This is a genomic window from Nocardioides caricicola, from assembly GCF_039541135.1.
Taxonomy (GTDB): domain Bacteria; phylum Actinomycetota; class Actinomycetes; order Propionibacteriales; family Nocardioidaceae; genus Nocardioides; species Nocardioides caricicola.
The window spans coordinates 145,936-164,251 of sequence record NZ_BAABFQ010000010.1 but is presented as its reverse complement, the minus strand read 5'-3'; the positions used below and the strand labels follow the sequence as shown (position 1 = coordinate 164,251).

Here is an 18,316-nt window from a genome sequence, read left to right as displayed (position 1 = left end):
AGGGTTCCACCTCGTGGACGTTGCTGTGGACCCAGACTCGATGATCTTCGCCTCCGGGCTGCGCAAGTCCTTCGGGAGCTTCGAGGCGGTGCGGGGGATCGACGTCGACGTACGACGTGGTGAGGCGTTCGGCTTCCTCGGCCCCAACGGCGCCGGCAAGTCGAGCACGATGCGGATGGTCGCGGCCGTGTCGCCGGTGACCGAGGGGACGCTGCGCATCCTCGGCATGGACCCGGCCACCGACGGGCCGCAGATCCGCGCCCGGATCGGCGTCTGCCCGCAGGAGGACACCCTCGACACCGAGATCACGGTGCGCGACAACCTCTTCGTCTACGGCCGCTACTTCGGGCTGCCGCGCAAGGAGGTCAAGGAGCGGGTCGACGAGCTGCTGGAGTTCGTCCAGCTCACCGAGAAGGCCAACGCGAGCGTCGAGGACCTCTCCGGCGGCATGAAGCGCCGGCTCACGATCGCGCGCAGCCTGATCAACCGGCCCGAGGTGCTGCTGCTCGACGAGCCGACCACCGGCCTCGACCCGCAGGCGCGCCACGTCGTGTGGGACCGGCTGTTCCGGCTCAAGCAGCAGGGCGTGACGCTGGTGCTCACCACCCACTACATGGACGAGGCCGAGCAGCTCACCGACCGGCTCGTGGTCATGGACAAGGGCGTGATCGTCGCCGAGGGGTCGCCGGCCGCGCTGATCGCCGAGCACTCCACCCGCGAGGTCGCCGAGCTGCGCTTCGGGGTGGGGGAGAACGAGCAGCACGCCAGCAAGGTCGAGGACCTCGCCGACCGCGTCGAGGTGCTGCCGGACCGCCTCCTGCTCTACACCTCCGACGGCGAGGAGACCATCGCCAAGGTGCACGAGCGCGGGCTCCAGCCCGCCGCGACGCTCGTACGCCGCTCCACGCTGGAGGACGTCTTCCTCCGGCTGACCGGCCGGACGCTGGTGGACTGATGAGCACCGCCCCCGCCAACACGTTCGCCGGCGCCACCCGGCTGGTCGACTACTGGGCGACCGTCTACCGCCGCACCTGGAAGGGCTCCGCGATCTCGTCCTTCGTGACGCCGCTCTTCTACGTGCTCGCGATGGGCGTGCTGCTCGGCGACTACGTCACCGACGACCCGTCCCAGCTCGAGGGCGCCTCGTCGTACCTCGTCTTCATCGCACCCGGCCTGCTCGCCGCGCAGGCGATGCAGACGGTGTTCGGCGAGGTGACCTACCCGGTCATGGGCATGGTGAAGTGGCAGAAGACGTACTTCGGGATGACCGCGACGCCGCTCAGCGTGCGCGAGGTGATCCTCGGCCACCTCGGCTTCGTGCTGTTCCGCGTCGGGCTGACGTGCGGCGTGTTCACACTGGTGATGGCGCCGTTCGACGTGTTCACGACCGTGTGGGGCGCGGTGCTCGCGTTCCTCGTGCAGTTCCTCGTGGCGCTCGCGTTCGCCACCCCGATCTACGCGTTCTCGGCCGGGCTCAAGGACGAGGCGCCGTTCGCGCTGGTGTTCCGGCTCGGGATGATCCCGCTGTTCCTGTTCTCCGGCGCGTTCTTCCCGATCGAGAACCTCGACCGCCCGATGGAGGTCTTCGCCAAGGTGACGCCGCTGTGGCACGGGGTCGACCTGACCCGGATGCTCACCCTCGACACCGTCGACTGGACCACCGCGCTCGTGCACGTCGTCTACCTCGCCGTCCTCGCGGCCGCCGGCTGGTTCTGGGCCGTCCGCCGCCTCACGAAGCGGATGTCGAGCTGATGAGCGTCGTCGCCACCACCGCCACCCGCGCGGTCGCCCGCCCGCTCGCCGCCGGCGAGGCCACCGGGCTGCTCGTCTACCGCAACTACCTCGCCTACCGCCGGGCCTGGTACATCTTCGCCTCCGGCTTCCTGGAGCCGGTGTTCTACCTGTTCTCGATCGGCGTGGGCGTCGGCGCCCTGGTGACCGGGTTCGAGTTCAACGGCGAGCAGATCCCGTACGCCGAGTTCGTCGCGCCGGGCATGCTGGCCGCGTCGGCCATGAACGGCTCGGTGCTCGACAGCACGTTCAACTTCTTCTTCAAGCTGAAGTACAACAAGTTGTTCGACCAGATGCTGGCCACGCCGCTGACCACGATGGACATCGCCCGCGGGGAGCTCACCTGGTCGCTGCTGCGCGGCGGCATCTACTCCGCCGGGTTCCTGGTCGTGATGGTCGCGATGGGTCTGGTCTCCTCGTGGTGGGCGGTGCTCGCCGTCCCCGCCTCGCTGCTGATCGGGCTCGGCTTCGGCGCGCTCGGCATGGCGCTGACGACGTACATGCGCAGCTGGCAGGACTTCGAGTGGGTGACGCTCGCGCTGATGCCGCTGTTCCTGTTCTCGGCCACGTTCTTCCCGATCGACGCGCTGCCGACGGCGGCGCAGTGGGTCGTGGAGGTGACGCCGCTCTACCGCGGAGTGGTGCTGTGCCGCGAGCTCACGACCGGGACGGTCTCGTGGGACTCGCTGGTGTCGGTGGTCTACCTCGTCGCCATGGGCGTGGTCGGCCTGCTCATCGCGCGCCGTCGCCTCGACAAGCTGCTGCTGCCGTGAGCAGCCACCGCATGCCGCGGCCGCACCCGGTGCTTCGCGTGCTCCTGCTGCTGTTGTTCGTCCGACCCCGGGTGGAGGTGTCGCGCCAGGTCCTGGTCGTCACGCTCGGCTGGTCGTTCCGCGTCGCCGTGCCGCGCGGCGCGATCCAGGCCGTCGACTCGGTCCCGTGGCGCCGGCACAGCATCGGGGCGCACGGCTGGCGCGGCCGGTGGCTCGTGAACACCACGCCCGGCCCCCTGGTCCGGATCCGCGTGGAGCCGGCGACCACCGGGCGGGTCCTCGGCGTGCCGGTGCGGATCCGTGAGCTGACGCTGAGCATCGACGACGTCGCCGCGTTCCTGACCGACCTGCGCTGACATGAGGGACCTCGTCCTCGGGATCGTCGTCGGGCTGCTCGCCCTGTGGCTGCTGCTCCTCGTCGCGCTGGTGGTCGGCGCGCGTCGCACCGGCCACCGGGTGTCGCTGCGCGATGCGGTGCGCCTCGTGCCGGACGTCGTGCGGCTGCTGCGCCGGGTCGCGGCCGACCCCGGCGTACCCCGCCGGATCCGCGTCGGGCTGTGGCTGCTGCTCGCCTACGTCGTGCTCCCGATCGACGTCGTGCCGGACTTCATCCCGGTGATCGGGCTGGCCGACGAGGTGGTCGTGATCGCGTTCGCGCTGCGCTACCTCGCCCGCCGGCTCGGGCCCGACGCCCTGGCGCGGCACTGGCCGGGCACGCCCGAGGGCTTGGCCGCCGTACGCCGGCTGGCGGGGGTGTGAAGCATGGCGCCATCTCGATGCAGGGTGGCGAGAACTCGCGCGCGACGGCTCAGCCTCGGCTGACAGGATGGCGCCCATGAGCGAGACCGCGATCGTGCCGGACGACAAGGACTGGACCTGGGTCCTGAACGAGCCCTGCCCGGAGTGCGGGTTCGAGGCGGCGGCCGTGACGCGTGCGGGCATCGCCGACGTCGTGCGCGCCAACGCGCAGACCTGGCAGGCCGTGCTGACGCTCGACGACGCCGCGGTCCGGCCGGACCCGGCGACCTGGTCGACGCTGGAGTACGCCTGCCACGTGCGCGACGTCAACCGGATCTTCGACGTCCGGGTCGGGCTGATGCTCGGCGAGGACGACCCGACGTTCGCGAACTGGGACCAGGACGCGACCGCGGTCGAGGAGCGGTACGCCGAGCAGGACCCCGCGACCGTGTCCGCGGAGCTGCTCGCGGCCGCCGAGTCGGCCGCCGCGCGCTACGAGTCGGTGCCCGACGACGCCTGGGAGCGGCGCGGGTTCCGCAGCAACGGCAGCGAGTTCACCGTCGACTCCATCGGCCGCTACCACCTGCACGACCTCGTCCACCACGCGTGGGACGTCCGCGCCGCGGTCGCGCGCGCGACCGTCCTCGCCTACGACGCGTCGGCCGCGGCGTTCCGCGACGGCACCGAGAACGAGGTCATCGACGCGATGATCAGCGAGTTCGCCGCCGCGGTCGGCTCCGGCGGACGTGTGCTGGAGGTCGGCAGCGCCGGCGGACGCGACGCCCGGCACCTCGAGACCTGTGGCCTGAGCGTGCGCCGCACCGACGTGTCCCCGGGCTTCGTCGAGCTGATGCGCGCCGACGGCAAGGTCGCCGACGTGCTCGACCCGCTCACCGACGACCTGGACGACCCCGAGCGCCCGGGTGTGCCGTACGACGGCGTCTGGGCCAACGCCTGCCTCCTGCACGTCGAGCGCACCGACCTGCCCGTGGTGCTGCGCCGGCTCGCGGACGCCACCGCGGTCGGCGGGCTGCTGCGGTTCAGCGTCAAGGAGGGCGACGGTGCGGCGTGGTCCACGCACGGCCACGTCGCCGGGCCGCGACGCTTCACGTTCTGGAGGGCCGAGCCGCTGCGCGCGGTCGTCGACGGCGCCGGGTGGGAGGTCGAGACGGTGCGGCAGTACGTCGGCTTCCAGTCCGACCAGCCGTGGCTCGAGGTGCGCGCAAGGCGTCGCGGATGAGGCACACGGAGTTCTGGGCCCGGATGGACGACGCGCTCGGTCCGTCGTACGCCCGGTCCTGGGCCAGCATGTTCGTGCTGACCGACCTCGGCGGCCGCACGGTCGACGAAGCGCTGGCCGCAGGGGTCCCGCCGAAGGAGGTGTGGGCGTCCGTATGGCGAGCACTCGGCCTTCCGCTGACCAAGCAGTGAGCCTGGCGGAGGTCCAGCGCCGGACGGTCCGCACCCTCGTCGTCGCCCAGGCGGTCGGCGCCGTCGGCATCACGATCGGGATCGCGACCGCCTCGCTGCTGGCGCGTGACATCTCCGGGTCGGAGAGCCTGGCGGGGCTCGCGCAGACGTTCCAGGTGCTCGGCGCCGCGGTCGCGGCGTACCTGCTGGCGCGGGTGATGAACGCCCGCGGCCGGCGCATCGGCCTGATGGCCGGCTACCTGCTCGGAGCCTCCGGGTCGGTCCTCGCCGTGCTGGCCGGCGTGTGGGAGTCCATGGCCCTGCTGCTGCTCGGTGCGGTGCTGCTCGGTGCCACCACCGCCGCCAACAGCAGCGCGCGGTACGCCGCCACCGACCTCGCCGAGGACGAGCACAAGGGCCGCGCGCTCTCGACGGTCGTGTGGGCGACGACCATCGGCGCCGTGCTCGGCCCCAACCTGACCGGGCCCGCGGGTGCGTTCGCCGACGCCCTCGGCATCCCCGAGCTCACCGGGCCGTTCGCGCTCGGCAGCATCGGCATGGTCGCGGCCGCGGTCGTGATCGGCGTGCTGCTGCGCCCCGACCCGCTGCTGCTCGCCCGCGAGGCGGCCGGCGTCGTACCGGAGCCGCCGCACGGGACCGCCTGGGCCCGCGCGGTCGCGGCGGCGCGGGAGCGACCGGTGATCGCCTTCGCCGTGCTCGGCATGGCCTGCGCGCACGCCGCGATGGTCGGGATCATGGTGATGACGCCGCTGCACATGGAGCACGGGCACGCCGAGCTCCGCGTGATCGGCTTCGTGATCAGCCTGCACGTGCTGGGCATGTTCGCGTTCTCGCCGCTCGTCGGCATCCTGGCCGACCGCACCAGCCGGGCCGCGGTGCTCGTCGAGGGGGCGCTGATCCTGCTCGCGGCGATGGTGCTCTGCGCGCTCGCGCCCGAAGGCAGTTCGTGGGAGATCTTCGCCGGGCTGTTCCTGCTCGGCGTGGGCTGGTCGTTCGCGACCGTCGCGGCCTCGACGCTCATCGCCCAGCACGCCCCGCTCGAGTCGCGCACGGACGTGCAGGGCGCCGCCGACCTGGTGATGGGCCTGACCGCTGCCGGGGCCGGCGGCCTGGCCGGCGTGGTCGTCGGCGTGTGGGGCTACCCGGAGCTCGCCGTCTGCGCGACCGGGCTCGTCGCCCTGGTCGCGATCGCCGGGTTCGGCGCCCGCGCCACCACCCGTGCGGCAGGGTGAGCACATGAGCATCGCGGACGTCGCCGTCATCGGCGGCTCGGGCTTCTACACGTTCATCGAGGAGCCCGAGGAGCACGTCGTGGAGACGCCGTACGGTGCCCCCTCGGCGCCGGTGTCGGTCGGCGAGGTCGCCGGCCGGCGGGTGGCGTTCCTGCCCCGGCACGGGCCCCACCACGAGCACCCGCCCCACGCGATCCCGTACCGCGCGAACCTCTGGGCGCTGCGCTCGCTCGGCGTCCGGCAGGTGCTCGCGCCCTGCGCGGTCGGTGGGCTGAGCGAGTCGGTCGCCCCGGGCGACGTCGTGGTGCCGGACCAGCTGGTCGACCGCACGTTCCGCCGGATCCCGTCGTACGTCGAGACCGGCGCGGTGCACCTGCCGTTCGCCGACCCGTACTGTCCCCGCGTCTCCGGCGCCGTCCTGGCCGCCGACCCGGGCGTGAAGGCCGGGGGAGCGATGGTCGTGATCGAGGGGCCGCGGTTCTCCACGCGCGCCGAGTCGCGGTGGTACGCCGACCAGGGCGGCACCCTCATCAACATGACCGGTGCCCCCGAGGCGGCGCTCGCCCGGGAGATGCGGATGTGCTACTCCGCGATCGCCCTGGTCACCGACATGGACGCCGGCGCGGAGTCCGGCGCGGGCGTCGGCCAGGAGGAGGTGTTCGCGCTGTTCCGCGCGAACCTCGAACGGCTCACCGGGTTGCTGACCGCGGCCGTCGCGGGCCTGGCGGACCCGGCCGGGTGCACCTGCTCGACGTGGGCCGAGGGGGTCGAGCTGACGTACGCCATCCCCGGCGACACACCCTGACGCCTTCCCGAACATCTGTTCGATTGTGGGCTAGATTCTCTCCACAGGCATGACGTGGAGCGAGGTTGTCCACAGGCGTCGACGGTGCTGATCAGGCGTTGTCGGTGGCTCGCTCTAACGTCGCCGATGTGCCTGACACCCGACGACAGCAAAGGAAGCCGCAGATGGCTGGAGGAGACCGCGAGAAGGCCCTGGACGCCGCCCTCGCCAACATCGAGAAGCAGTTCGGCAAGGGCTCGGTCATGCGCCTCGGTGACGAGGTCCGCGCCCCGCTCGAGGTGATCCCCACCGGGTCGATCGCCCTCGACGTCGCCCTCGGCCTCGGCGGCCTGCCGCGCGGTCGCGTGGTGGAGATCTACGGCCCGGAGTCGTCAGGTAAGACCACGGTCGCCCTGCACGCGGTGGCCAACGCCCAGCGCGCCGGCGGCGTCGTGGCGTTCATCGACGCCGAGCACGCGCTCGACCCGGAGTACGCCAAGGCCCTCGGTGTCGACACCGACTCCCTGCTGGTCTCCCAGCCGGACTCCGGTGAGCAGGCGCTCGAGATCGCGGACATGCTGATCCGCTCGGGCGCGCTGTCGCTGATCGTCATCGACTCGGTGGCCGCGCTCGTGCCGCGCGCCGAGATCGAGGGCGAGATGGGCGACAGCCACGTGGGTCTCCAGGCGCGACTCATGAGCCAGGCGCTGCGCAAGATGACCGGTGCGCTCAACAACTCCAAGACCACCGCGATCTTCATCAACCAGCTGCGCGAGAAGATCGGCGTGATGTTCGGCTCGCCCGAGACCACCACCGGTGGCAAGGCGCTGAAGTTCTACGCCTCGGTGCGCCTCGACGTGCGCCGGATCGAGACGCTCAAGGACGGCACCGACATGGTCGGCAACCGCACCCGCGTCAAGGTCGTCAAGAACAAGGTCGCCCCGCCGTTCAAGCAGGCCGAGTTCGACATCATGTACGGCAAGGGCATCAGCCGCGAGGGCAGCCTGATCGACGTCGGCGTCGAGGCCGGCCTGGTCCGCAAGGCCGGCGCTTGGTACACCTACGAGGGCGACCAGCTCGGCCAGGGCAAGGAGAACGCGCGGAACTTCCTGCGCGACAACCCCGATCTCGCCAACGAGCTGGAGAAGAAGATCCTCGAGAAGCTCGGGGTCGGCGCCACCCTCGACGACGACGAGCTCTCCGACGAGCCGATCGGCGTCGACTCGTTCTGAGAGCCGGTGGTTGTGGAAGGCGCCCCGGCGCCTGACTCGACACCACCCGAGGAGGCCCGATGAGTCTCGACGAGGACCGGCCGCCGCCCGACTGGCTCGGTGACGTCTCGGCCGGGGTGGACGCGTGGACGAGGCGCGCCACCCCAGGCCCGGCGGTCGAGGAGGGACACAGTCCCGTCTCGAGGCCCTCCAGGCGGCGTGGCCGGAAGGCACCGCCCCCCGAGGACACCGCCACCCAGGTGCCGCAGGCGGACCCGGAGTCGGTCGCCCGCAAGATCCTGCTCGACCAGCTGACCGGCCAGGCCCGCAGCCGCAAGGAGCTCAGCGACAAGCTCGCCAAGAAGCTGGTGCCCGACGACGTCGCCACCCGGCTGCTCGACCGGTTCGAGGAGGTCGGGCTGGTCGACGACGAGGCGTTCGCCCGGGCCTGGGTGCAGTCCCGCCAGCCGGGCAAGGGGCTGGCGCGGCGAGCGCTGGCCCAGGAGCTGCGCCGCAAGGGCATCGACGACGAGGTGGCGCGCGGTGTGCTCGACGAGGTCGACCCTGCCGACGAGGAGGAGGCCGCGCGGGCGCTGGTCCGCAAGAAGCTGCGCTCGCTGGCGAGGGTCGACGACGTCACCGCGACCCGGCGGCTGGTGGGCATGCTGGCGCGCAAGGGCTACGGCTCTGGTCTAGCGTTCGCGGTCGTGAAGGACGAGTTGGCCGCCGCTGACCGCGATCCACTGGACGACTGACCCACCCGGGCCGCAAGAATGCTCCTGTGGCTGCTGACGAGCGCGAGATCCTGACCTACGAGAGCTTCGGCACTGCGGTGCGCGAGCTGGCCCAGCAGGTGGTGGACTCCGGCTACGAGCCGGACCTGATCCTCTCGATCGCCCGCGGTGGCCTCGGGCTGGGCATGGGGCTCGGCTACGCGCTGGACGTGAAGAACCTGTCCGCGGTGAACGTCGAGTTCTACACCGGCGTGGACGAGCGGCTCGACGTCCCGATGATGCTGCCGCCGACGCCGGACGCGGTCGACCTCGCCGGACTGCGCGTGCTGATCGCCGACGACGTCGCCGACACCGGCAAGACGCTGGAGATCGTGCGCGACTTCTGCGCCGACCACGTCGCCGAGGCGCGGGTCGCGGTGATCTACGAGAAGCCCTGGACCACGGTCCACGCCGACTACGTCTGGCGGCACACCGAGGCCTGGATCGACTTCCCGTGGTCGGCCGCGCCGCCGCTGGTCCGGCGCGACCGGGCCGGGTCCGCGACGGCCGGATGACCGGTCCCCGGGTCGTCGTCCACGACCGCGGCCACGACCTCAGCGGCGTGGTGCGCGACGGCGAGGCGTGGGCGGCGGCCGCCCGCCGGACCGCGGCGAGCCTGCACGCCGACCCGGTGCCGGTCGACCTCTCCGGTGAGGTGAAGCAGTTCCTCATCGACCACGACAACCGGGTGACCGTCCGCGCGATGGGCCGCGGCGACCTGCCCGACCTGACCCGGTGGCGCCAGAGCGAGCACCTGCGGCGCTGGTGGGCGTCGGACGGCGAGCCGACCGCGGAGCGGATCGAGGCGACGTACGGCCCCCGCATCGACGGGATGAGCCCGACCCGGATGTGGGTCGCCGAGATCAACGGCCGGTCGGTGGGGTTCGTCCAGGACTACCGGATCGGCGACTACCCGGACTATGCGGTGCTCGGCCCCGACCCGGACGCCATCGGCGTCGACTACGCGCTGTGCGAGGAGTGGAGCGGCCGGGGGTTCGGCGCCCAGGTGCTGTGGGCGTGGATGGTCCGCACGCGACGCCGGCTGCCGGCGGCCACGACGTACTTCGCCGCACCCGACCACCGCAACGCGGCCTCGCTGCGGATGCTCGCCAAGGCCGGGTTCACCGAGGGGCTCTGGTTCGACGAGCCGCAGGAGGACGGCAGCGTCGAGACCGTGGTCGGGTGCAGCCTGGACGTGGCCCGGGTGCTGGGATGATCGCGCGGTGACCCCGCACCCGCTGCAGCTCGCCCCCGGCCCGGTCGACCTCACGGCGATCCCGACCGACACCACGCCGGGCTGGACCCGGGGCAAGAAGGCCGGCCAGCTCGCCATGGAGGAGCACGGGCCCGAGCTCGCCGACCTGCAGGAGCGCCTGTACGCCGGCGGCCGGGCCGAGACGTCGCGCCGGCGGGTGCTGCTGGTCCTCCAAGGACTCGACACCTCGGGCAAGGGCGGCGTGGTGCGGCACACGGTCGGCCTGGTCGACCCGCAGGGCGTGCGGATCACCTCGTTCAAGAAGCCCACGCCCGAGGAGCTCGAGCACGACTTCCTCTGGCGGGTCCGCCGCGCGCTGCCGGAGCCGGGCTACCTCGGGGTCTTCGACCGCTCCCACTACGAGGACGTGCTGGTCGCCCGGGTCGAGGGTCTCGCCTCGCCGGACGAGGTCGCGAGCCGATACGCGCGGATCAACGACTTCGAGCGCGAGCTGGTCGAGGGCGGCACGGTCGTGGTCAAGTGCCTGCTGCACATCTCGCGCGAGGAGCAGAAGGAGCGCCTGCTGGCTCGCCTCGACGACCCGAGCAAGCACTGGAAGTACAACCCCGGGGATCTCGACGTGCGGGCGAGGTGGGACGACTACCGCACGGCGTACGAGCTCGCGCTCCAGCGGACCAACACCGACCACGCGCCGTGGTACGTCGTCCCCAGTGACAAGAAGTGGTACCGCAACCTGGCCGTCGGCCAGCTGCTGATGGCCGCGCTGCGCGGCCTCGAGCTGACCTGGCCCGCTGCCGACTTCGACGTCGCCGGCGAGCGGGCCAGGCTCCTGTCAGAGGATGCTCAGATCGAGCCTCGGGCCGATGCTCGGACCGAGTAGGTGTAGAACTTCCCGCTCTGCGTCTTCGCGAAGGCGCGGCTCGCGGGGATCTCGATCTTGAAGTAGTAGCGGCCCGACCGCGGCGCCGGCAGCGGCGTGCGGAACTTGCCCTTCCGGTTGCTCTTGATGGTCTTGAACTTCTTCCACTTCTTGCCCTGCTGCTTGAAGATCGCGATCTTGCCCTTGTACTTCGGGCTCACCTTGCCGGCGAGCACGACCGTGCGGCCGCCGACGTTGGAGTAGTCGAGCTTGCGCTGCACCTGGGAGCTCACGCCGGCCGAGGACGGTGCGTAGTCCCCACTCCCGCTGTAGAGCACCCGGTAGTTCGCGTTGCCGACCGCCTTGATGCTGTCGTAGAGGTACGCCGAGCTCGAGGTCTTGATGGTCTTCCAGTCCTTGCCGGGCAGCTGGCGCTGGACGGTGAGCGTGCCGTCGTAGACCTGGCTGCTGCCGGCGACGACGTTGATCGACAGGGAGAAGGTGTCGCCGAAGACCGGAGCGCCCGGTTGGCTGGCGTAGCTGCTGGACCGGTAGATCCAGCCCTTGCCGTCGGTGCCACCGACGATCTGGGTGGCGGTCGCGGCCGACGCGGTGGTCGGCGACGTGAGGAGGGCGGCCGGCGCGGCGAGGGTGGTGACCACGACGGCGGCGAGGATGCGACGAAGGCGCATGGGCAGACTTCCTGTCTTGACGTGTCCGAGTGGGGTGGGCCCCGAGTGCCCAGGCCTCGACTACCCGACACCGGTGCCCGGGAAACCGGTGGGACGGGTGATTCACGAGCCCACTAGGGTGAACCGGTGATCCCGACCGTCGCGGTGACCCGCTACGTGACCCCGTTGCGTGAGGGCGGCAGCCTGCCCGGCATCGTCGAGGGCGACGACCTCGGCACCTACGTCTGCAAGTTCCGCGGCGCCGGCCAGGGTCTCCGGGTGCTGGTCGCCGAGGTGGTCGTCGGGGAGATCGCCCGCCGCATCGGGCTGCGCACGCCGCAGCTCGTGGCGCTCGACCTCGACCCGGACATCGCGCGCTACGAGGCCGACGAGGAGGTCCAGGACCTGCTGAACCGCAGCCCCGGCCTCAACCTCGGCATCGACTTCCTGCCCGGCGCGTTCGGCTTCGACAGCCACACCTCGGCGGGGTCCGAGGTCGCGGCGAGGGTGCTCTGGCTGGACGCGTTCACGGCGAACGTCGACCGCTCCTGGCGCAACCCGAACCTTCTCGTCTGGCACGGGGACCTGTGGGTGATCGACCACGGCGCGGCGCTGTACTTCCACCACGCCTGGGGCGGCGGGGTGACCGACCCTGCCCGGTTCGCTCGCCAGCCGTGGAGCCCCGAGGACCATGTCTTCGCCGCGCACACGGCCGGCCTCGCTGCCGTGGAGGCCGAGGTCGTCGCGATCCTCGGCGAGCAGGTGTTCGCCGAGATCCTGGCGCTCGTCCCCGACGAGTGGCTCGAGCCGGTGCCGGGCGCGGAGACCCCGGACGCCGTGCGTGCCGCCTACGTCCGGTTCCTCACGGCCCGGCTCGAGACGCGGCAGTGGCTGCCGGAGGATCCGACGGGGGTCGCGGCGTCGTGAGCAAGCTCGCCTACCAGTACGTCGTGCTCCGGTGCGTGCCGCGCGTGGACCGCGAGGAGTTCGTGAACGTCGGGGTCGTCGTCTACTGCCAGGCCACCGACTACCTCGACGTCGCCTGGCACGTCGACCGCGAGCGGCTGCGGGCGTTCGACCCGCGGCTCGACCTCGACCAGGTCTGCGAGGCGTTGGAGTTCGTCGAGGGCGTGTGCGCCGGCGACGAGCGCGGCGGCGCGGCGGCGCAGGCCCCGCTGACCCAGCGTTTCGGCTTCCTCAAGGCGCCGCGCAGCACCGTGATCCAGCCCGGTCCCGTGCACGGCGGCGTCACCACGGACCCGGCCCGCCAGCTCCAGCACCTGGTGGAGAAGCTGGTCTCCTAGACCAGCCCGTGCTCGTGGGCGAAGACCACGATCTGCACCCGGTCGCGCAGCCCGAGCTTGCGCAGGATCGCCCCGACGTGGGTCTTCACGGTCGACTCGCTGGCGAAGATCTGCGCGCCGATCTCGGTGTTGGACAGCCCCTGCGCGACCGCGCCGAACACCTCGCGCTCCTTGTCGGTGAGGCCGAGGAACGCCGCCGGCGCCGGGGCACGGTCGCGGAACTGCCCCTCCAGGAGCGTCGACAGGTCGCTGGGGGCGAGCACGGCGTTCCCGGCGTGCACCGTGCGGATGGCGTCGCGCAGCATCACGGGCGTCGTGCTCTTGAGGAGGAACCCGCTGGCGCCGTACCGGATCGCGGTCGCCGCCCGGTCGTCGAGGTTGAACGTCGTGAGCACGATGACGCGCACCGGCTTCGAGCGCCGCGCGGCCCGGTCGGGCAGGAAGATCTGCCGGGTCGCCTCGACGCCGTCCATCTCCGGCATCCGGATGTCCATGAGCACGACGTCCGGCTCGAGCTCGTCGACCAGCTCGACCCCCTGGAGGCCGTCGGCCGCGGTGCCGACGACGCCCATGCCGTCCTGGGCGTCGACGATGACGCGGACGCCCTCGCGGAAGAGGTCCTGGTCGTCGACGAGGAGCACCGAGATCTGCTCCGTGGCCGGTCCGAGATCTGTCACGGCTTGCTCCTCAGCGGCACCCACGCCGTCGCGGTGAAGGTCGGCGGCTCGATGCGGCGGCGTACGTCGAGCCGGCCGCCGACCGCCTCCAGCCGGCCGCGCATGCCGTCGAGGCCCTGGCCGCCGGGCACTGCCTGGATCGGCTGGGTCTCCTCCGTCGCATGATCGACGGTGTTCGCGACCTCGATGCGCAGGTCGCCCTCCCAGTGCCGCTCGACACGGACCGGCTGGTCGCGGCGGCCGTGCTTGATCGCGTTGGTGAGCATCTCCTGCAGCACCCGGAACGCCACCACCTCGATCTCCGGTGGCAGCGGGTGTGGCACCCCGACCTCGCTGCTGACGACCTCGTGTCCGCTGGCGCGGACCCCCTCGATCAGGCTGTCCAGGTCGGCGTGCCGGGCCGGCGCGGCGGGCGCGCCGGACGTCGAGGCGAGCACCTGGCGGACGTCGTCGAGGGAGGTGCGCGCCGCGGTGGCGATGTTCGCCATCGTGCGCTTGAGCCCCTGGGTGTCCACGTCGTCGAGGTACTGCGCCGACTCGGCCTGCGCCAGGATCACCGCCAGGGAGTGGCCGACGACGTCGTGGACGTCGCGCGCGAGCTGGGCCTGCTCGGCGCGCAGCCGGGCGATCTGCTCGGCCTGGTCGCGCTCGGCCTCGGCGACCTGCTGCGACGCGCGCGACTGGTCGGCGCGTGTCGAGAACCGCAGCGCCAGCCCGAGCAGCCACGGCGCCATGAGGATCGCCAGCAGCATCACGCCGATGGTGAGCCGCCAGTCGCCGCCGCGGTACGCCGCGTCGGCCAGCGTGTCCAACCCGGCTCGCTCGGTCAGGCGCAGCACCAGGTCCGAGTCGAGCCAGCGGACGGCGATGACCGCGCCGAGCGGGATCGAGAGCCCGCTCAGCCAGACGACCAGCGTCGACCCCCACCGGGCGCAGCCGAAGGCCACGACCGCGAGGGCGAGCTCGACGGTCAGCACGTAGGTGTCGCTGGAGACCTGGACCGCCGCGATCAGCCAGGCGAGCGCGAGCGCGGCCGCGGGCAGGGCCCGGCAGAGCCCGACTGCGGCAGCCAGGGCGACGACGATGACGAGCGAGTCGGGCGCGAGGTCGACGTACCAGTTGCGCTGGATCTCGAGGAGTCCGACGAGCAGCACGAAGCCGGCGGCGACGGCGTCCGGGATGAATCGCCGCCAGTCGCTCATGGGGTCAGCGTTCCACATTCAGCGATGCGCTCCCCGCACGAGCTCGTCCAGGAGGTCGGCGTACGACAGGCCCGCGGCCGCGAACATCCGTGGTACCTGCGAGTGCTGGGTCATGCCGGGTGTGGTGTTGACCTCGTTGAGCACCGGACCGGCCTCGGTCAGGAAGAAGTCGACGCGCACGACGCCCGCACAGCCGAGAGCGTCGTACGCCGACAGCGCGGCGTCCTCGAGCGCCTTGGCGTCCACGTCGTCGAGCACCGCCGGGACGCGGAAGTCCGCGTGCCCGCCGTACTTGGCGTCGTAGTCGAACAGCCCCTGCGCCACGATCTCGAGGGCCGGGGCCGCGACCACGCGGCCGTCGGCACGGCGCAGCACGGCGACGTCGATCTCGCGACCCGCGACGACGTCCTCGACGAGCACGCGGTCGTCGAGCGCGAGCGCCGCGTCCAGGGCCGGCCGCAGCGCCTCCGGTGCGGTCACCAGGCTGACGCCGAGGCTGGACCCGGCGGCGACGGGCTTCACGACGACGGGCCGGCTCCAGCGCAGGTGCGCGGCGGTCGCCGCGGTCACCAGGCCCCCTGGCGCGGTGGCGATCCCGACCGCCTGGGCGACCAGCTTGGTCGCCCACTTGTCCATGGCGAGCGCGCCCGGCCGGATGCCGGAGCCGACGTACGGCAGCCCCGCGAGCTCGCAGAGCGCCGCCAGCGCGCCGTCCTCGCCGCGCGGGCCGTGCACGACCGGGAACACCACGTCGCAGCCGCGCAGCACCTCCGCCGCGCCGCTGAGCCCGATCGGGCGCATCCCGCGGTCGCGCCAGGTGCCGTCCCGGCCGATCGTGAGCGGCACGACGTCGTACGTCGCCGGGTCGAGCCCGGCCACGACGGAGGCTGCCGAGGCGAGCGACACGTCGTGCTCGCAGTTCTGTCCGCCGCCGATCACGGCCACGCGGGTCCTCACGACAGGCTCCTCAGGTGGGTGGCACCGAGCACCCGGCGCTCGACGCGGGCGCCGATCCCGGTGACGACCTCGTGCTCGATGGTGCCGGCTGCGGCCGCCCAGTCCGCGACGGTCGGCTCGCCGGCGTCGCCGGGCCCGAAGACGGTCACGGTCTCGCCGAGGTCGACGCCGCGCTGCCCCAGGTCGACGACCAGCTGGTCCATCGAGACCAGGCCGACGACCGGGCGCCGGAGGCCGCGCACCAGCACCTCGGCGCGACCCGAGGCGGCGCGGGGCAGCCCGTCGGCGTACCCCAGGGGCACCAGCCCGAGGTGGGTCGCGCTCGTGGTCCGGTGGGCGTGGCCGTACCCGACCGGGGTCCCGGCCCGCACCCGCCGGACCGACACGACCGGCGCGGTCAGCGTCATCGCGCCCCGCAACGCAGTCGACCCGGACGGGTCGATGCCGACCAGGCCGGCACCGACCCGGCTCATCGTGTGGTGGGTCCGCGGGTCGGTCAGGGTCGCGGCCGTGCTCGCGAGGTGGCGGTCGCGGGGCCGCAGACCTGCGGCGCGCGCCTGCTCGAGCGCCCAGACGAAGCGGGTGCGGCCGAGGGCGTTGCACTCGTCTCCGGGCGTCCCGGCGCAGCCCAGGTGGCCCATGACGCCGACGACCTCGACCTCGCCGCGCTGCTCGGCCCGCCGGGCCGTACGGCACAGCAGCGACCAGCTCGACGGGTCCGCACCGTCGCGGGCCATGCCGGCGTCGACGTGCAGGTGCACCCGGGTGCGGCCCGGCGCCGCGGCGACCGCGGCGAGGTGCTGCATCGACGGCACGGCGACCTCGACGCCGCGCGCGGTGGCCATGGCGAAGTCGGCGTCGACGGCGTTGAGCCAGGACAGCACCGGGGCGCCGAGCTCGAGCAGCGGCCACGCCTCGTCCAGCGAGGTGACCCCGAGCCGGGTGGCGCCGTGGGCGAGCGCCGTCCGGGCCACGTCGAGCGCGCCGTGCCCGAAGCCGTCGGCCTTCACGACCGCCATCAGCTCGCCCGCGGCCCGGCGCGCGAGCAGCCGGGTGTTGTCCGCGACCGCGCCGAGGTCGACCTCGAGGCGGGGACCGGACCCGGTGCGGGGCCGGGTGGCGACGACGGCGGTCATGCTGCGACCGCGACGTCGAGCGGGCCGTAGACGGCGTGCTGGGCGCCGGTGACCAGCGCCCAGTACCGGTCGCCGAAGCTCCAGTGCCACCACTCGGTCGGGTAGTTCACCAGCCCCTGCGCCTCGAGGACCTCCGCGAGCAGCGTGCGGTGGGCTCGGGCGTCCGCCCCGATGCCGTCGGCCGCGAAGAAGCAGCGGCCGTCGCTGTCCTCGGGGGTCGCGTCGATCGGGGTGCCGAGGTCGAGCTCCTCGCCGCAGGCGTCGACCAGGGTGAGGTCGACGGCGGCGCCCGCCACGTGCGGTGCGACGTCGACCGGGGACACGAACCGGCTGGTCAACCGCTCCAGCTCGGCGGCGCCGATCCCGGGGTGCCGGGCGCACAGCTCGGCGGAGTACGACGCGATGATCGCGTGCTGCTGCTCGACCGGCCGGTGTCCCTCGACGACGCGCAGCGCGATCCCCGGCGGCAGCTGGGCGTCGGCGGCCAGGAGCCGGTCGCCGAGGCCGGCGCGCACCAGCGCGCCAGCGGGGGAGAGCGGGGCGGGGAGCCGCACCAGCGGCTCCCCGCACTCGACCACGGGCAGGGCCCGGACCCGGGCGTCGGACAGGAGGATCGTCATGCCGTCCACGCTAGGAACGGCGACACCCCCCGCGCCTCCACCTCAGGTGCCGAGCGGCTGGCCCCAGGTATCAGACCCAGGTATCAGACCCAGGTTCTAGACCCAGGTTCTCTAGACGGGGACGAGCTCCACGGCGCCGACGGCGTACCGCGCCAGGACCGTGCGGGCCAGCTCCGGGTGCGCACCCAGCGGGTCGGAGACCGCGATGGCGCCGGCCTCGACGGCCAGCTCCGCGGCCCGGTCCGGGAGGAACCCGGGCGCCAGGAACAGCGACGCGACCGCGATGTTGCGCCGGCCCTCCGCGCGGAACGCGCGCACCGCCTCGCCGGTGGCCGGCGGGGAGGACGACGCGAACGCCGCGGTGACGGGCAGCTTGTGCCGAGCCGACCAGACCCGGGCCAGCCGGGCGACCGACTGGTTGGCGAGCGGGTCGCTCGAGCCGGCTGCGGCCAGCACCAGCGCGTCGAGCTCGCGCACCCGCGCGGCCTTCAGCGCCTCGCGCATCCGGACGTCGAGGATCTCGAGGAACTGCGGCTCGAGGCCCAGGATCGACGTCGCCCGGACCTTGAGTCCCGGGTGCCGCGTCTGCGCGTCCGCGACGGCCTCGGGCACGTCGACCTTCGCGTGGTAGGCGTCGGTCAGCAGCAGCGGCACGACCACGATCTCGTCGAACCCGGCCTTGACCAGCTTGTCGACGACCGTCGTGAACGACGGCTTCGACAGCTCCAGGAATGCCGCCTCGACGCGCAGGTCGGGACGCATCGCCCGGACCTCGTCGACGAGCGCCTTGATGGTCGCGGAGGACCTCGGGTCACGGCTTCCGTGAGCCAGGGCCACCAGTGCGGGAGCAGCCATCACACTGCCTCCTTCGCGGTGCGTGTTCCTTCGGGGGTGTGCCCGGTGCGGGCTGCAGAGTCGGCCACGCTGCCGGTCTGCTCGTA

Annotated in this window: 23 protein-coding genes; 16 read left to right on the top strand and 7 right to left on the bottom strand. The window is 72.6% G+C overall.

Going from position 1 to position 18,316, the window contains the following annotated elements:
* Window positions 1-13 precede the first annotated feature (13 nt).
* From ABD875_RS21700 to ABD875_RS21635, 14 genes are all read left to right on the top strand, one after another.
* Window positions 14-955, top strand: a complete 942-nt coding sequence (locus ABD875_RS21700) for an ABC transporter ATP-binding protein (protein WP_425576210.1) — start codon at window positions 14-16, stop codon at window positions 953-955.
* Window positions 955-1,752, top strand: coding sequence for an ABC transporter permease (locus ABD875_RS21695; RefSeq protein ID WP_345182243.1), 798 nt, complete (start codon window positions 955-957; stop codon window positions 1,750-1,752). Before ABD875_RS21700 ends, ABD875_RS21695 begins: the two co-directional genes overlap by 1 nt.
* Complete coding sequence (locus ABD875_RS21690; protein ID WP_345182241.1) at window positions 1,752-2,564, top strand: ABC transporter permease; 813 nt, start codon at window positions 1,752-1,754, stop codon at window positions 2,562-2,564. Before ABD875_RS21695 ends, ABD875_RS21690 begins: the two co-directional genes overlap by 1 nt.
* Window positions 2,561-2,920: a hypothetical protein gene (locus ABD875_RS21685; RefSeq protein ID WP_345182239.1), complete on the top strand. Its 360-nt coding sequence runs from the start codon at window positions 2,561-2,563 to the stop codon at window positions 2,918-2,920. The genes ABD875_RS21690 and ABD875_RS21685 overlap by 4 nt, the downstream gene beginning before the upstream one ends.
* A gap of 1 nt (window position 2,921) precedes the next feature.
* Window positions 2,922-3,323: a YkvA family protein gene (locus ABD875_RS21680; RefSeq protein WP_345182237.1), complete on the top strand. Its 402-nt coding sequence runs from the start codon at window positions 2,922-2,924 to the stop codon at window positions 3,321-3,323.
* Between the two features lie 76 nt (window positions 3,324-3,399).
* Window positions 3,400-4,542: a methyltransferase domain-containing protein gene (locus tag ABD875_RS21675; protein WP_345182235.1), complete on the top strand. Its 1,143-nt coding sequence runs from the start codon at window positions 3,400-3,402 to the stop codon at window positions 4,540-4,542.
* The gene (locus ABD875_RS21670) at window positions 4,539-4,733 is read left to right on the top strand and encodes a DUF3046 domain-containing protein (RefSeq protein WP_345182233.1); all 195 of its coding nucleotides are present in this window, start codon (window positions 4,539-4,541) and stop codon (window positions 4,731-4,733) included. The genes ABD875_RS21675 and ABD875_RS21670 overlap by 4 nt, the downstream gene beginning before the upstream one ends.
* Entirely contained in the window at window positions 4,730-5,965 is a 1,236-nt protein-coding gene (locus ABD875_RS21665; RefSeq protein ID WP_345182230.1) for an MFS transporter, read from the top strand. The genes ABD875_RS21670 and ABD875_RS21665 overlap by 4 nt, the downstream gene beginning before the upstream one ends.
* Window positions 5,966-5,969: 4 nt before the next feature.
* Window positions 5,970-6,770, top strand: coding sequence for an S-methyl-5'-thioadenosine phosphorylase (locus tag ABD875_RS21660; protein ID WP_345182228.1), 801 nt, complete (start codon window positions 5,970-5,972; stop codon window positions 6,768-6,770).
* A 164-nt stretch (window positions 6,771-6,934) separates the two neighbouring features.
* The gene (gene recA / locus ABD875_RS21655) at window positions 6,935-7,981 is read left to right on the top strand and encodes a recombinase RecA (RefSeq protein ID WP_345182225.1); all 1,047 of its coding nucleotides are present in this window, start codon (window positions 6,935-6,937) and stop codon (window positions 7,979-7,981) included.
* A 59-nt stretch (window positions 7,982-8,040) separates the two neighbouring features.
* Window positions 8,041-8,715 carry a regulatory protein RecX gene (locus ABD875_RS21650; protein ID WP_345182224.1) on the top strand — a complete coding sequence of 225 codons (675 nt, stop codon included), beginning with the start codon at window positions 8,041-8,043 and terminating at the stop codon, window positions 8,713-8,715.
* 26 nt (window positions 8,716-8,741) lie between these two features.
* Window positions 8,742-9,248, top strand: coding sequence for a phosphoribosyltransferase (locus ABD875_RS21645; protein ID WP_345182223.1), 507 nt, complete (start codon window positions 8,742-8,744; stop codon window positions 9,246-9,248).
* Window positions 9,245-9,949: a GNAT family N-acetyltransferase gene (locus tag ABD875_RS21640; protein ID WP_345182221.1), complete on the top strand. Its 705-nt coding sequence runs from the start codon at window positions 9,245-9,247 to the stop codon at window positions 9,947-9,949. The genes ABD875_RS21645 and ABD875_RS21640 overlap by 4 nt, the downstream gene beginning before the upstream one ends.
* Before the next feature lie 7 nt (window positions 9,950-9,956).
* Complete coding sequence (locus ABD875_RS21635) at window positions 9,957-10,829, top strand: PPK2 family polyphosphate kinase (RefSeq protein ID WP_345182218.1); 873 nt, start codon at window positions 9,957-9,959, stop codon at window positions 10,827-10,829.
* Here the strand turns inward: ABD875_RS21635 and ABD875_RS21630 are convergent.
* Window positions 10,793-11,500 (bottom strand): hypothetical protein, encoded by a 708-nt coding sequence (locus tag ABD875_RS21630; protein ID WP_345182216.1) that lies wholly within the window; start codon window positions 11,498-11,500, stop codon window positions 10,793-10,795. The genes ABD875_RS21635 and ABD875_RS21630 overlap by 37 nt on opposite strands.
* A 126-nt stretch (window positions 11,501-11,626) precedes the next feature.
* Here ABD875_RS21630 and ABD875_RS21625 point away from each other — a divergent pair, with 126 nt between their 5' ends.
* Together ABD875_RS21625 and ABD875_RS21620 are read left to right on the top strand one after the other, a co-directional pair.
* Entirely contained in the window at window positions 11,627-12,406 is a 780-nt protein-coding gene (locus ABD875_RS21625; protein WP_345182215.1) for a HipA family kinase, read from the top strand.
* Complete coding sequence (locus tag ABD875_RS21620) at window positions 12,403-12,783, top strand: DUF3037 domain-containing protein (protein ID WP_345182213.1); 381 nt, start codon at window positions 12,403-12,405, stop codon at window positions 12,781-12,783. The genes ABD875_RS21625 and ABD875_RS21620 overlap by 4 nt, the downstream gene beginning before the upstream one ends.
* Here ABD875_RS21620 and ABD875_RS21615 read toward each other — a convergent pair.
* The 6 genes from ABD875_RS21615 to ABD875_RS21590 form a co-directional block, all read right to left on the bottom strand.
* Window positions 12,780-13,460, bottom strand: coding sequence for a response regulator (locus ABD875_RS21615; RefSeq protein ID WP_345182211.1), 681 nt, complete (start codon window positions 13,458-13,460; stop codon window positions 12,780-12,782). The genes ABD875_RS21620 and ABD875_RS21615 overlap by 4 nt on opposite strands.
* A complete protein-coding gene (locus ABD875_RS21610; protein WP_345182209.1) occupies window positions 13,457-14,662 on the bottom strand; it encodes a sensor histidine kinase in 1,206 nt (401 codons plus the stop codon). Before ABD875_RS21610 ends, ABD875_RS21615 begins: the two co-directional genes overlap by 4 nt.
* 18 nt (window positions 14,663-14,680) lie before the next feature.
* Complete coding sequence (locus ABD875_RS21605) at window positions 14,681-15,619, bottom strand: D-alanine--D-alanine ligase family protein (RefSeq protein ID WP_345182207.1); 939 nt, start codon at window positions 15,617-15,619, stop codon at window positions 14,681-14,683.
* Window positions 15,616-16,755, bottom strand: coding sequence for an alanine racemase (gene alr, locus ABD875_RS21600; protein ID WP_345182205.1), 1,140 nt, complete (start codon window positions 16,753-16,755; stop codon window positions 15,616-15,618). Before alr ends, ABD875_RS21605 begins: the two co-directional genes overlap by 4 nt.
* The gene (locus ABD875_RS21595) at window positions 16,752-17,375 is read right to left on the bottom strand and encodes a M15 family metallopeptidase (protein ID WP_345182203.1); all 624 of its coding nucleotides are present in this window, start codon (window positions 17,373-17,375) and stop codon (window positions 16,752-16,754) included. The genes alr and ABD875_RS21595 overlap by 4 nt, the downstream gene beginning before the upstream one ends.
* Window positions 17,376-17,486: 111 nt before the next feature.
* Window positions 17,487-18,230: a sirohydrochlorin chelatase gene (locus tag ABD875_RS21590; protein ID WP_345182200.1), complete on the bottom strand. Its 744-nt coding sequence runs from the start codon at window positions 18,228-18,230 to the stop codon at window positions 17,487-17,489.
* Between the last annotated feature and the right edge of the window lie 86 nt (window positions 18,231-18,316).

Coding starts and splice junctions, on each gene's coding strand:
- ABD875_RS21695 (WP_345182243.1), top strand. CDS start 955: ATGAGCACCGCCCCCGCCAACACGTTCGCCGGCGCCACCCGGCTGGTC.
- ABD875_RS21690 (WP_345182241.1), top strand. CDS start 1,752: ATGAGCGTCGTCGCCACCACCGCCACCCGCGCGGTCGCCCGCCCGCTC.
- ABD875_RS21680 (WP_345182237.1), top strand. CDS start 2,922: ATGAGGGACCTCGTCCTCGGGATCGTCGTCGGGCTGCTCGCCCTGTGG.
- ABD875_RS21675 (WP_345182235.1), top strand. CDS start 3,400: ATGAGCGAGACCGCGATCGTGCCGGACGACAAGGACTGGACCTGGGTC.
- ABD875_RS21670 (WP_345182233.1), top strand. CDS start 4,539: ATGAGGCACACGGAGTTCTGGGCCCGGATGGACGACGCGCTCGGTCCG.
- ABD875_RS21660 (WP_345182228.1), top strand. CDS start 5,970: ATGAGCATCGCGGACGTCGCCGTCATCGGCGGCTCGGGCTTCTACACG.
- recA (WP_345182225.1), top strand. CDS start 6,935: ATGGCTGGAGGAGACCGCGAGAAGGCCCTGGACGCCGCCCTCGCCAAC.
- ABD875_RS21650 (WP_345182224.1), top strand. CDS start 8,041: ATGAGTCTCGACGAGGACCGGCCGCCGCCCGACTGGCTCGGTGACGTC.
- ABD875_RS21640 (WP_345182221.1), top strand. CDS start 9,245: ATGACCGGTCCCCGGGTCGTCGTCCACGACCGCGGCCACGACCTCAGC.
- ABD875_RS21630 (WP_345182216.1), bottom strand. CDS start 11,500: ATGCGCCTTCGTCGCATCCTCGCCGCCGTCGTGGTCACCACCCTCGCC.
- ABD875_RS21610 (WP_345182209.1), bottom strand. CDS start 14,662: ATGAGCGACTGGCGGCGATTCATCCCGGACGCCGTCGCCGCCGGCTTC.
- alr (WP_345182205.1), bottom strand. CDS start 16,755: ATGACCGCCGTCGTCGCCACCCGGCCCCGCACCGGGTCCGGTCCCCGC.
- ABD875_RS21595 (WP_345182203.1), bottom strand. CDS start 17,375: ATGACGATCCTCCTGTCCGACGCCCGGGTCCGGGCCCTGCCCGTGGTC.
- ABD875_RS21590 (WP_345182200.1), bottom strand. CDS start 18,230: ATGGCTGCTCCCGCACTGGTGGCCCTGGCTCACGGAAGCCGTGACCCG.